12 protein-coding genes are annotated in these 12,602 nt (G+C 39.9%); all 12 read left to right on the top strand.

Annotation, left to right across the window (positions count from 1 at the left end; all coding sequences use genetic code 11):
• The first annotated feature begins 53 nt into the window (after positions 1-53).
• The 12 genes from ACQKEV_RS06210 (at position 54) to sigE (ending at position 12,569) form a co-directional block, all read left to right on the top strand.
• Positions 54-1,973, top strand: coding sequence for a penicillin-binding transpeptidase domain-containing protein (locus tag ACQKEV_RS06210; RefSeq protein WP_427444415.1), 1,920 nt, complete (start codon positions 54-56; stop codon positions 1,971-1,973).
• A gap of 42 nt (positions 1,974-2,015) precedes the next feature.
• Positions 2,016-2,987 (top strand): phospho-N-acetylmuramoyl-pentapeptide-transferase, encoded by a 972-nt coding sequence (gene mraY / locus ACQKEV_RS06215; RefSeq protein ID WP_427444418.1) that lies wholly within the window; start codon positions 2,016-2,018, stop codon positions 2,985-2,987.
• Positions 2,988-4,340, top strand: coding sequence for a UDP-N-acetylmuramoyl-L-alanine--D-glutamate ligase (gene murD, locus ACQKEV_RS06220; RefSeq protein WP_427444421.1), 1,353 nt, complete (start codon positions 2,988-2,990; stop codon positions 4,338-4,340). It abuts the gene before it with no gap.
• A 20-nt stretch (positions 4,341-4,360) separates the two neighbouring features.
• Positions 4,361-5,443 carry a putative lipid II flippase FtsW gene (gene ftsW / locus ACQKEV_RS06225; protein WP_427444424.1) on the top strand — a complete coding sequence of 361 codons (1,083 nt, stop codon included), beginning with the start codon at positions 4,361-4,363 and terminating at the stop codon, positions 5,441-5,443.
• Positions 5,444-5,467: 24 nt separating this feature from the next.
• On the top strand, positions 5,468-6,259 hold the full coding sequence (locus ACQKEV_RS06230; protein ID WP_427444426.1) for a cell division protein FtsQ/DivIB: 792 nt from the start codon (positions 5,468-5,470) through the stop codon (positions 6,257-6,259).
• The gene (locus ACQKEV_RS06235; protein WP_427444429.1) at positions 6,240-6,956 is read left to right on the top strand and encodes a DUF881 domain-containing protein; all 717 of its coding nucleotides are present in this window, start codon (positions 6,240-6,242) and stop codon (positions 6,954-6,956) included. Before ACQKEV_RS06230 ends, ACQKEV_RS06235 begins: the two co-directional genes overlap by 20 nt.
• 96 nt (positions 6,957-7,052) lie before the next feature.
• On the top strand, positions 7,053-7,772 hold the full coding sequence (locus tag ACQKEV_RS06240; RefSeq protein ID WP_427444432.1) for a DUF881 domain-containing protein: 720 nt from the start codon (positions 7,053-7,055) through the stop codon (positions 7,770-7,772).
• A 3-nt stretch (positions 7,773-7,775) separates the two neighbouring features.
• Positions 7,776-8,132 carry a small basic family protein gene (locus ACQKEV_RS06245; protein ID WP_427444435.1) on the top strand — a complete coding sequence of 119 codons (357 nt, stop codon included), beginning with the start codon at positions 7,776-7,778 and terminating at the stop codon, positions 8,130-8,132.
• 111 nt (positions 8,133-8,243) lie between these two features.
• Positions 8,244-9,536 carry a cell division protein FtsA gene (gene ftsA, locus ACQKEV_RS06250; protein ID WP_427444437.1) on the top strand — a complete coding sequence of 431 codons (1,293 nt, stop codon included), beginning with the start codon at positions 8,244-8,246 and terminating at the stop codon, positions 9,534-9,536.
• 40 nt (positions 9,537-9,576) lie between these two features.
• A complete protein-coding gene (gene ftsZ / locus ACQKEV_RS06255; RefSeq protein WP_427444439.1) occupies positions 9,577-10,752 on the top strand; it encodes a cell division protein FtsZ in 1,176 nt (391 codons plus the stop codon).
• Between the two features lie 259 nt (positions 10,753-11,011).
• Positions 11,012-11,842, top strand: a complete 831-nt coding sequence (locus ACQKEV_RS06260; protein WP_427444441.1) for a sigma-E processing peptidase SpoIIGA — start codon at positions 11,012-11,014, stop codon at positions 11,840-11,842.
• Positions 11,843-11,861: 19 nt separating this feature from the next.
• Positions 11,862-12,569 (top strand): RNA polymerase sporulation sigma factor SigE, encoded by a 708-nt coding sequence (gene sigE / locus ACQKEV_RS06265; protein WP_427444443.1) that lies wholly within the window; start codon positions 11,862-11,864, stop codon positions 12,567-12,569.
• The last annotated feature ends 33 nt before the right edge of the window (positions 12,570-12,602 follow it).

Consider the following 12,602-nt stretch of genomic DNA (forward strand, 5'->3'; position numbering starts at 1 on the left):
GAATAGGCACTCCATTCCTATCATAAGTTGTTAAAAAACAAGGTGTGGTTTAAATGAAGGCTGGAGTGCCTCATCAATTGAAAATCAGAGTTCGGACAATGGTTCTTCTCTTTTTTTGCTTAAGTATTGCATCATTGGGGAAATTGATTTACATGCAGTTTTTTCAATATGAATGGCTTACAGAAAAAGCTGAAGAGAATTGGGATCGTGAAATTCCATTTTCACAGACAAGAGGTAATATTCGCGACCGTGATGGTGAATTAATTGTAGGAAGCAAGCTAGCACCGACGCTCTATTTTATGCCCGCTCAAAATGAAGATGTTGAAACTGCCGCTGCAAAACTGAGCAAAGCTTTAAACATTGACGAAAAGAAACTGGTTGAGCAGATGAGTAAAAAAACATTTCTGATCAAACTGGCGCCAGCAGGTAAGAATATTGAGCTCGGTAAAGCAATTGAGATTCAGTCCTTAAAAATCCCTGGTTTATACACCGGGGTTGACTATGTACGTGATTATCCCCATGATGAACTATTGTCGCGCCTTCTTGGGTTCACTGGTTACGATCACGAAGGTTTGGCAGGAATCGAATATCAATACAATGAATTTCTGACATCTACTGAATCAACTCTAAGATTATTTACCGACGCCAAGGGCCAATCCTTGCCCCATGTGAATGATGAATGGGGAAAAGGAGAGGACGGTTCAACAGTCGACCTGACAATCGATTTAGATGTGCAGCAGGTAATGGAACGTGAACTTTCACAAGCAGTAAAGAAATACGATGCAGATCAGGCAATGGGCATTGCCATGAATCCCAAAACAGGGGAACTATTGGGGTTAGCTTCGTTTCCGACTTTCCATCCTTTACAATATGACAAAGTGAGCCCAAGCGTATATAATCAAAACTTGCCGGTCTCAATGACTTTTGAGCCTGGTTCAACATTTAAAATCATTACGCTTGCTGCTGCGCTTGAAGAAGGAAAAGTGGATTTGCACAAAGAATCCTTTTATGATCCAGGTTATTCATTGGTGGAAGGCGCAAGATTGCGGTGCTGGAAAAGAGAAGGACATAAACAACAGACTTTTTTGGAAGTGGTTGAAAACTCTTGTAACCCAGGATTTATTGAACTTGGTCAACGCGTTGGACGTGAGAAACTTTCTGCTTACATACGAAATTTTGGTTTTGGGAAAAAAACAGGGTCCTCGATCGCTGGAGAATCCACAGGAATTTTGTTTTCAGAGGAAGCTTACGGGCCAGTTGAGCACGCAACCACCTCTTTTGGGCAAGGAATTTCTGTTACACCCATTCAACAAGTTCAGGCAGTATCCGCAGCTGTCAATGGCGGTACTCTGTTCCAACCGTATGTTGTGAAACGAATCTACAATGAACAAACCAATGAAATACTAAAAGAAAATAAACCGACAATAGTAAGGCAAGTTATTAGTGAAGAAACATCCAAACAAGTTCGCGAAGCATTGGAATCAGTCGTGGCCAATGGTTCAGGTCGAAATGCGTTCCGCGATACGATGCGCATTGGAGGGAAAACAGGTACTGCTCAGAAGGCTGTGAATGGCCGTTATGTAGAAGGGCAATACATTGTTTCATTTATTGGTTTTGCACCTGCTAATGACCCTGAAATCGTGGTATATGTAGCAATCGATAATCCGAAACATGTTTTACAGTTCGGAGGAGTCATTGCTGCGCCGATTGTCGGGCAAATCATTGAAGATAGTGCACCATTTATTGGTTTTAAACACAGCAAAGATCAACTTGCAAAAGAGTATCGCTGGGGTGATGCATTACAACAGCATGTTCCTGAACTTGTGGGTCTCGACAAAAAGAAAGTTGTGAAAATGGAAGAGCCTTTCAGAATTGAATGGCACGGGACAGGAAATAAAATCATATCTCAACTTCCAAAAGCAGATAGTTTATTGTCTTTAGACGGCACAATTCATTTATACTTAGGTGAATAATAGTAATAACGACAAACATCGTTTATTTGAAGGAGAATACATATGACACTCGCAACAACACTTATGATTGTAGGGATAGGCTTTTTCCTTACGGTATTATTGACACCACTTTTCATCCCGGCACTGAAGCGGATGAAGTTTGGTCAAAGTATCCGTGAGGAAGGTCCTCAATCCCATATGAAAAAAGCAGGTACACCTACTATGGGAGGACTTGTATTTATTGTTTCCATTGTCCTCACAACATTAGGCGTTGCTTTTTATTTGGAAATGCTGACCACGCAAACGATTGTATTAGTTATCGTGTTTGTTGGTTTTGGACTCATTGGCTTTTTGGATGATTTTATTAAAGTTGTGTTAAAAAGAAATTTAGGCTTAACGTCAAGACAAAAGCTGATTGGGCAAATTGTTATTGCGGTTGCTTCGTTCTTCTTGATTAAGCAAGGTCCATTTGAAACGACTGTCGGTGTTCCTTTTACAGACTGGTCGATGGATCTTGGCATCGCTTATGTATTGTTCATGGTTTTCTGGCTGGTAGGCTTTTCCAATGCAGTCAATTTGACCGACGGATTGGATGGTTTGGTTTCAGGAACAGCCTCAATCGCGTTTACGACATTTGGCGTATTGGCGATGTATTACAATCAACAAGATATTGCGATTTTTGCATTTGCCATAACTGGCGCACTGCTAGGCTTCTTAATTTTTAATGCAAATCCCGCTAAACTATTTATGGGGGATACAGGTTCTCTGGCACTTGGGGGAGCTCTTGCGATGGTTTCGATTTTGGTTAAGCAAGAACTTTTGCTGTTGCTTGTGGGAATCATTTTCGTTGCAGAGACACTTTCTGTTATTTTGCAAGTCATCAGTTTTAAGACAACTGGTAAACGGATATTTAAAATGAGTCCACTTCATCACCATTTCGAATTATCGGGTTGGTCTGAATGGAAAGTTGTCGTGGTTTTTTGGTCTACAGCATTCCTCGCAGCCTTTATCGTCGTTATGTTGGAGGTATTATAAATGAAAAACATTACACAATTTACATCTAAAAAAGTACTTGTGCTCGGTCTTGCAAAAAGTGGTGTAGCTGCTGCGGAGCTTCTGCACCAATTAGGTGCGTTTGTTACCGTTAACGACGCTAAACCCTTTGAAGAAAGTCCGGATGCACAGAATTTATTGAGCAAAGGGATCACGGTAATTTGTGGAAGACACCCTGAGGATTTGTTAGATGAAGGATTCGAATACGTAATTAAAAATCCTGGTATTCCTTATCGGAACCCAATTGTCAGTGACGCCATTTCCCGGGGAATACCGGTTTGGACAGAAATAGAGCTGGCCTATTTAATCAGCGAGGCTCCATTTATAGGAATTACCGGTTCAAATGGTAAAACAACAACCACAACTTTACTTTTCCATATGCTTAATCAAGGTGGTCAAAAACCACTGATTGCAGGTAATATCGGAACGGTAGCATGTTCAGTTGCTCAAGAAGCACAAAAGGACCAGGTCATTGTCACGGAATTATCATCATTCCAATTAATGGGGATTAATCAATTTAGACCTAAAATCTCGATTCTTACAAACTTGTATGAGGCACATCTAGACTATCATGGATCATTCGAAGAGTATGGGGATGCAAAATTTGCAGTCACCAAAAACCAGAAGTCTGAAGATATTTTCATCTACAATGCAGATCAACCAGCAGTGGTTAACTATGCAAGCAAAACGAATGCAAAACTTTTGCCGTTTTCGACTAAAGGACGTAAACAACAAGGAATCAGTGCAGATGCTGAGCGGATTTATTGGCTCGGTGAACCATTCCTTGCAAGAAAATCCATTGCTTTACCGGGAGAACATAATCTTGAGAACATTTTGGCTGCCGTTGCTACTTCCATATTGATGTCATGTCCGAAAGAAACAATTGAGCATGTTTTGACGTCCTTTACTGGAGTAAAACATCGTACGCAGTTTGTACGTGAATGGAAGCAACGCAAATTCTTTAACGATTCTAAAGCTACAAATACACTAGCAACTAAGAGTGCACTTGCGGCATTCAATGAACCAATTATTTTAATTGCCGGTGGTTTGGATCGCGGACATTCATTTGAAGAAATGCGTAACTATATGGGGAACGTGAAAGCAATTGTTTCATTTGGAGAAACCGCTGATCGTCTCATCGAATTTGCCAAATCATGCGGTGTTGAAGGTTTGGAAAAAGTAGAAAATATTCAACAAGCCGTTAAAGTCGCAACCAAATTGTCTCAACCAAATGATGTGATTCTACTTTCACCATCTTGTGCAAGCTGGGATCAATATGCAAACTTTGAGTTGCGTGGAGACGATTTTATAGAAGCAGTCTTTCAAATTAACTAATAAGAATAACAGATGAAGGGATGCCAAAACTGCAGAATAAACCGACTAATGTTTTTCTGTTTACTAGTTTACTATTAACGGTCATTGGATACTTTTTTGTATACTCTGCTGGCTCTTACTGGGGAAAAATTCATTACGAGGACAGTTTGCCATTCTTCTGGAAACAAGCAATGTATGGAACGCTAGGTATGTTGTGCGCTTTGGCTATGTCGAAAATGACATTCCTAACCAATCGCAAGTTTTGGAAGCTTGCTTACATTCTGTCCATTCTCCTGCTTTTCTCTGTCTATATTCCAGGCCTTGGAATTGTCAGGAACGGATCACAAAGCTGGATTCAAATTGCAGGTTTTAGCCTGCAGCCTGCTGAATTCGTAAAAATTTCTGTCATCGGATTTCTTGCCTGCATGTTGGCACAAAAGTCAACTGGTCTCAAAAGAAGATATGTCCAGCCGATTCTGGTTTGTTTGGTTCCAGCTGGTATCATAATGGTCCAGCCGGACTTCGGTTCCGCTTTTCTATTAATTGTAGGTGGTTTTTCTCTGTTGTTTATCGCCGGATTTCCGGTACGCTTCTTTGTCGGCATTGGTTCAATTGGAGTATTGGCTCTTGCTGGCTTAATCATTTCGGCTCCTTACCGTTTAAAAAGGATTTATGCCTTCCTGGATCCATGGGAAGATGCATTGAACAGTGGATTTCAAGGGACGCAATCCCTAATGGCAATTGGTCCGTCCGGCCTGTTTGGACATGGCTTCGGTCACAGTCGACAAAAGTTTCTTTATTTGCCTGAACCTCAAAATGACTTCATTTTCTCAATTATCGTAGAAGAAATGGGCTTTATCGGTGCTTTTTTATTGATAGGATTATTTTGTCTGTTCTTGTACACAGGTTATCGATTAGCTGTTTTAGCACCAACCAAAGTAGGTTTTTATGCAATTGCAGGGATTCAATCCATGATTGGTTTCCAGATATTTTTAAATATTGGCGTTGTCATTGGCTTATTTCCTGTTACGGGAGTAACATTGCCATTCATTAGTTATGGTGGCTCGTCTTTACTTTCAACCTGGCTCATTGTCGGGCTCATTCTTCGATTTTCAAAAGATTGATAGATTAGGAAAGGAGTGAATAACGTGGATAAAATCATCGATATTGAAGATCGTATACCAACGCTGAGAGAGCGCAGAAAAAAGAGAACAAACCGCAAGTTCACGTTATTGCTCGTCATTTTCCTATTTGCTTTACTTGGTCTCCTCTACTTTCAATCTCCTTATAGTCATGTTCAAAGTATTGTCGTAAAAGGAGCTAACTTGGCGACCAGCGACGAATATATTGAACGAAGTGGTATTCAAGAAGGACAATCCATGTGGGAAATCCGGACAAGCAATGCCGAAAAAGTTTTACTTAAAAATGAATGGCTTCAAGATGTGACGGTTAAGAGAACTGGATTAACTTCTGTAACAATTGAAGTAACAGAATGGAAAAAAGCTGCCTACGTTCACTCAGAAGGAGGCTTTGACCTGGTGCTTGAAAATGGGACAATCTATCATTCTTCACAAAAAACAGCACCTGTTGATGCACCTGTTTTAAGTTCTTTTGAAAATCCGAAAGCACTGAAGCGTATGGTTAAGGAACTTGCTAAATTAAAAGGTGAAGTGCTATCCATGATTTCACAAATTGAATCTGTACCGTCTAAAGCAGATCCATACAGAATTCGATTATTTATGAATGATGGGTTTGAAATCAGGGCAGTTATTCCGTCTTTTGCTGATAAGATGAATTATTATCCCTCCATCATTGCGCAAATCGGAGAATCTGAAAAAGGTGTCATAGACATTGAAGTGGGTTCATTTTTTCAGACTTATGTAGATATGTATAATCCGCAACCTAAGGAGGAGGAGGAAGTTGAAGAAACTTCAGAATAAACCTAATCGGTCGGTTGTGAACAAACGCATCATTTTTTCGATAGTGTGCCTCGTTTTGGGCTTTATGTTAGCCTACTCTTACAGTTTATCGAGCAGTAAGAAAATGAGCGGAGAACCAACCAGCAGCAAATTTTTCGAACAGGAAGAACGCTACCGAGAAGATCTAATTCAGCAGAAAGAACGAAACAAAGAGTTGGAAACAGAATTAGTGGCGAGACAACAACAAGTCCGAGAGATTGAAAAGTCTCTGTCAGGAAGCGAAGAGCAATACGAGAGTCTGATTCAAGAAGCAGAAGATTTACGCTTACTGCTTGGCGTACTACCGTCTACTGGTGAAGGGGTCAAAGTTCAATTGGAAGATGCAGAATACGATCCGGCGTCTGTCAATCCAAATGATTATATTGTTCATGAAAGTCATGTATTCCAAGTACTGAATGAATTGAAAATATCCGGAGCTCAAGCCATTGCCATCAATGGCCAACGCTTACAAGCCAACTCGTACATAAAATGCAATGGGCCAGTCATTACGATTGATGGTAAACAATTCCCTGCTCCATTTGTCATTGAAGCAATTGGTGATCCATCCGTATTATTACCATCGCTTAAATTAACAGGTGGCGTGTTGGATCAACTCGTCAACGATAATATTGTAGTAACAATCGAAGAAAAATCAAAATTAGAAATGCCATCGCTATAAGAAAAGTAAAAGCGCCATTTTAGTCTGACGCTGCGCTTTTCCCAGGGTATGGACAAGCATTGTCAACATCTCCACGCGAAAGGAAGGAGCGGTTCGATGAAACAAGGCGTTTATGTCCGCTTCACGTTTATCTTATTAATTGTAGGCTTTATGGTTGCGGTACAATACAATACGGTTCAAAAACCAGAATCACGGGATACCCGAGATATTTGGGAAATCAGACAAGAGCTTTCTGCGGAAAAACAATTGCACTCAGAACTTTTGTCGGATATTAGAGAGGTTAATGAAACCATTACTAAGTACGAAAATCTGCAGTCGGAAAGTCCTGCGCAAGCTTTAAATGAAACCCTTGAAACATTAAGGGAAAAAGCAGGATTGACTATAGTGACAGGTCCTGGACTGGAACTAATGATTGAACCTTCATTGGAAGGGATTGCACTTGGTGAAACTGTTTCTGGAATCTCACCCGATTTACTAGTTCGGTTGCTCAATGAAATTAATCGTTTTAACGGACATGATGTTTCAATCGATGGGAAAAGAATTATTCATTCCTCCCCAATCAGAGATATAAATGGACAGACGACGGTTAATAGTTTAAATGTCCGAAAGCCACCATTTAACATCAGAATTGGAACCGAGACAATGGAGGATGCTGAAAAGCTTTACAACCATCTTCAATCTTCAATGATTGCAGATGACTTTTTCATCGATAACCTAACATTGACAATAGAGGAACCAAAAGATCAAATAAGCATTCCCGCTTATGATCAGCAGATTGAAAACAATTATTTGAAAAATACATCGAAAGGGGACTAACATATGTGGCTACCATTACTAGGATTAATCTTGGGAATATCACTAGGATTACTAACGGATATTCAAATCCCTTCGGTGTATGAAAACTATTTATCCATAGCAGTTTTAGCGGCGCTGGATACTTTGTTTGGAGGAATACGTGCCCAACTTCAACATGTCTATGACGATAAAGTATTTGTATCTGGATTTTTCTTCAATATTGTCTTAGCTGCAGGTCTTGCTTTTCTTGGGGTACATTTAGGTGTTGATTTGTATTTGGCAGCTATTTTTGCTTTTGGAGTTAGGCTTTTCCAGAATATAGCGGTAATTCGCCGTATGTTATTGACTAAGTGGACTGAAAGAAAAGGGACTATTGACTAAAAAACAGTCGAATAGAAGGAAAATTTACAACTTTTAACGATTTTGCTTAGACAAGCTTGATAGAATGCAATAGAATGATGAGTAAAGAGTTGTTGAAGGAGGTGCCACGGATTGAATCAGACAGAATTATATGTTTCTCTTGATATAGGTTCTTCATCAATTAAGGTTCTTATTGGAGAGATGACGAATGGTTCCCTAAACGTCATTGGCGTTGGGAACGTTAAATCAAATGGAATTAGAAAAGGTGCAATTGTCGATATTGATGCGACCGTGCAGTCCATTAAAAAAGCAATTGACCAAGCTGAACGAATGATCGGAATGTCTATAAACGAAGTAGTATTAGGAATTCCTGCCAATCAAGCCATGTTGCATCATGTGAAAGGCGTTGTGGCAGTTAATAGTGAGAATCGTGAAATTACCGATGATGATTTGGATCGCGTCATAGATTCGGCACAAGTAATGTCAATTCCCCCTGAAAGAGAATTAGTCAATTTAGTGCCTAAACAATTTATTGTGGATCATCTGGATGAAATTAAAGATCCACGCGGCATGATTGGCATCCGTCTTGAAATGGATGGAACCATGATGACGACATCGAAAACGATTTTACATAATGTTTTACGTTGTGTGGAGCGTGCGGGTCTTCAAATCCGTGAAATTTATTTACAACCGCTCGCTTCTGGCTATTTTGCTTTATCAGAAGATGAAAAAAATCATGGTACCGCATTCATTGATATTGGTGGCGGTTCAACTACGATTGCTGTATTCCAAGATGGTCATTTAACACACACATCTGTATTGCCTGTTGGTGGGGATCATTTGACAAAAGATTTATCTATTGTCCTGAAAACTCCGACTGAACAAGCGGAAAAAATTAAACATCAATATGGACATGCCTTTTATGATGATGCATCTGACGATGAATTGTTTGAAGTTCCTGTGATTGGTGCAGAAATGAAAGAACAATATAGTCAGAGATACATCTCGGAAATTATTGGCGTTCGTTTAGAAGAGTTATTTGAATTAGTCTTAGAAGAATTCTATCGCATGGGTCTTCAGGATTTACCAGGTGGCGTGGTCATTACAGGTGGCGTTGCAAAATTAGAAGGGCTATCACAACTGGCTCGTCACATTTTGCAAACTCGCGTAAGACTGTACACACCTGAGTATATCGGAGTACGTGAGCCGGGTTACGCGACAGCAGTCGGGTTAATACGTTACGCTCATAAGGAAGATCAGTTCTTTAACCGGTTCGGTGGTAACAGTGCTTTAGGCCAATCAAAAAAACCTGAACAACAATCACCGGCTCCAAAAAAACAAAAACAGCAAATGCAGACAAAAGAAGAAGACAAAGAAAGTGTTATGGGGAAAGCTCGCAAATTCCTCGATAAATTTTTCGAATAAAAAAATGTAGAGACTAATTGTAATTGAAGGAGGAAATGCGATGTTGGAGTTTGATACAAGTGTAGACCAACTTGCCGTCATCAAAGTAATTGGTGTCGGTGGTGGCGGAAATAACGCTGTAAACCGTATGATCGAACACGGGGTTAAAGGTGTAGAATTTATTGCAGTAAATACAGATGCACAAGCATTAAATTTATCAAAAGCAGAAGTGAAGTTACAAATCGGCGCGAAATTAACGCGTGGGCTTGGTGCTGGAGCTAACCCTGAAGTTGGTAAAAAAGCTGCTGAAGAAAGCAAAGAACAAATTGAAGAAGCTTTACGTGGAGCTGATATGGTTTTCGTGACTGCTGGTATGGGTGGCGGAACTGGTACAGGTGCAGCACCTGTAATCGCTCAAATCGCTCGTGAAATTGGCGCATTAACGGTTGGTGTTGTTACTCGTCCATTCACGTTTGAAGGTCGTAAACGTTCGACTCAAGCAATCGGCGGTATTGGTTCAATGAAAGAAGCAGTTGATACATTGATCGTAATTCCAAACGACCGTTTACTTGAAATTGTTGACAAGAACACACCGATGTTAGAAGCATTCCGTGAAGCGGACAATGTTCTTCGCCAAGGTGTTCAGGGTATTTCGGATTTGATTGCTGTACCTGGATTGATTAACTTAGACTTTGCTGATGTGAAAACGATCATGTCAAACAAAGGTTCAGCGCTTATGGGTATCGGTATTTCTTCTGGTGAAAACCGTGCTGCAGAAGCTGCAAAGAAGGCTATTTCAAGTCCACTTCTTGAAACGTCAATTGACGGTGCAAAAGGTGTCTTGATGAATATCACGGGTGGTTCGAACCTAAGCTTATTCGAAGTACAAGAAGCAGCTGATATTGTTGCTTCTGCTTCAGATGAAGATGTTAATATGATCTTCGGTTCTGTAATCAATGATAATTTGAAAGATGAAATTATCGTAACAGTAATTGCTACTGGATTTAACGAAGAACAAATTACTCATCGTACAACAAGAAGCGGTGGATTTGGTGCAGGGCGTGCCCAACAAGCTCAAACTCCACAACAACCACAACATGTTCCAACTCGTGAATCTAGACGTGAAGAAGCACCTTCTTACCAACAAGAAGCACCAAGAAGAGAGCAACAAACTTCACATCAAGAAGATACGTTAGATATTCCAACGTTCTTGCGTAATCGTCAAAAAAGAAACTAATTTAGAAAAGTGAAAAGCGCTAATCTAGCTCGACGCTGACGATGGAAAGTCCGAATCGAAAACCTGTTTTCGCATGATGCCTTGAAGCGGAAGTGCGAGCTGGCGCTTGTAACTAGACATAACAAAAGAAGCCCAACTTAAGTAGCTTATATCGCTACTTAAGTTGGGCTTTTTTTGTCGTAGATTTTTTTAATAGAGGAACAAGAACTGACAGGTTTTGCACGGGACAAATGATACCGTATTTATAGGAGGTGAGAAAATGTATGCTGAAGTCTTGATCACGATTAATACACTCATTAATTTTTCATTACTTTCCTTTTCAAACAAAATGGGTTCGTTTCATCAAAAATCTTGGCGATTATGGCTCAGTGCATTTATTGGTGGAATAAGTATTGTCCTATTTGGTGGTAGTTTCCTTTCAATCGTTGCAACCTTTGTCTTTATGACGACAATTGCTTTTGGAATGAATCGCACCAATTGGATACTCGCTGCAACTAATACTTTAATAGGGGCATTATTTGCTGGTGGTTTGCTGACAGTTATTCAACCACTTCTAGCTAATGCCACCTGGTATGTTGTTTTGCTGGTTGCAGGAAGTGTTCTAGTTTTAAGTTTAACAGGGGTCCGAAAAAATTGGTTCCGCGTCAACCTGACTGCCCTGAAAGATTCGTATGTTGGGCAAGTCACCATTCGTCTGTTTCAGCAAGAATTTCAACTCACCTCATATTCTGACACGGGCAACCAATGTATTGAACCGTTGTCAGGCAATCCTGTTCATTTTATTTCTGCTGAAAAAATGAAATCATACCTTCCAATGGATTTGTGGCAATATCTTCATGATTTTGAAGGAAGTTCATCAGAAAATTTTAAAAATGTCCCTTTACCATTTCGCTCTCAATTGCGTTTAATTCGTCTCCAGACCGTTCAGAACGAATCGACTTGGGCAATCGGAATAAAAGTGGATCATATCCGTTTGAAAACCAATAAAGAGCAATTCTTGTCGCCGTGTTACATCGTATTGACGAAAAACAGCAAACATTTTCCACGTCAAACAGATGTCATATTGCATGCTTCAACATTATTCAGCTAATCATGGGAGGGCGAATGCTATGTTAATGAAAATTTGGAACAGACTTATTGAGCTTTGGAGTCAATGGCGCAGTAAAGGAACATACTATATTGGCGGTAGTGAGTCGCTACCACATCCAATGAATCGTGAAGAAGAAGCAAAAACCATTGAAGCATTTATGAATGGCAGTCTTTCTGCTCGTGACACGTTGATCGAACGTAATTTAAGGCTTGTCGTATATATTGCAAGACGTTTTGAAAATACAGGAACCCATATTGAAGATCTAATCAGCATTGGTTCCATAGGACTTATTAAAGCGATTGAAACTTTCAACACAGAAAAGAAAATTAAGCTCGCCACATATGCATCACGCTGTATTGAAAATGAAATCCTGATGCATCTTCGCAAAACAAGCCGCTTAAAATCTGAAGTTTCTTTTGATGAACCATTGAACTCAGATGCAGATGGTAATGAATTATTACTTTCGGATATCTTAGGCACGGACGAACATATTATCGCTGAAGACGTTGAGAAAAAGATTGAACGACAATTTATGTTTTCGGCAATTGACTTGTTGGATAAAAGGGAGAAATACATTATGGAATGCCGTTTCGGATTAAATGGTCAGGAAGAAATGACACAAAAAGAAGTTGCAGATATGCTTGGAATTTCACAGTCTTATATTTCCCGATTAGAAAAGAAAATTATTCATGATCTGAGAGAAGAATTGAATCAACCAACAGCTTAATGGATGAAATTGGACGTATTTGACAACGCATAG

It is taken from the genome of Paenisporosarcina sp. NPDC076907 (genome assembly GCF_050269735.1).
Classification (GTDB): Bacteria; Bacillota; Bacilli; order Bacillales_A; family Planococcaceae; genus Paenisporosarcina.

Bases quoted from the DNA above. Each gene is read 5' to 3' on its own strand.
- mraY (WP_427444418.1), top strand. From the start codon at position 2,016: ATGACACTCGCAACAACACTTATGATTGTAGGGATAGGCTTTTTCCTT.
- ACQKEV_RS06245 (WP_427444435.1), top strand. From the start codon at position 7,776: ATGTGGCTACCATTACTAGGATTAATCTTGGGAATATCACTAGGATTA.
- ACQKEV_RS06260 (WP_427444441.1), top strand. From the start codon at position 11,012: ATGTATGCTGAAGTCTTGATCACGATTAATACACTCATTAATTTTTCA.
- sigE (WP_427444443.1), top strand. From the start codon at position 11,862: ATGTTAATGAAAATTTGGAACAGACTTATTGAGCTTTGGAGTCAATGG.
- ACQKEV_RS06210 (WP_427444415.1), top strand. From the start codon at position 54: ATGAAGGCTGGAGTGCCTCATCAATTGAAAATCAGAGTTCGGACAATG.
- ACQKEV_RS06240 (WP_427444432.1), top strand. From the start codon at position 7,053: ATGAAACAAGGCGTTTATGTCCGCTTCACGTTTATCTTATTAATTGTA.
- ftsW (WP_427444424.1), top strand. From the start codon at position 4,361: ATGCCAAAACTGCAGAATAAACCGACTAATGTTTTTCTGTTTACTAGT.
- murD (WP_427444421.1), top strand. From the start codon at position 2,988: ATGAAAAACATTACACAATTTACATCTAAAAAAGTACTTGTGCTCGGT.
- ftsZ (WP_427444439.1), top strand. From the start codon at position 9,577: ATGTTGGAGTTTGATACAAGTGTAGACCAACTTGCCGTCATCAAAGTA.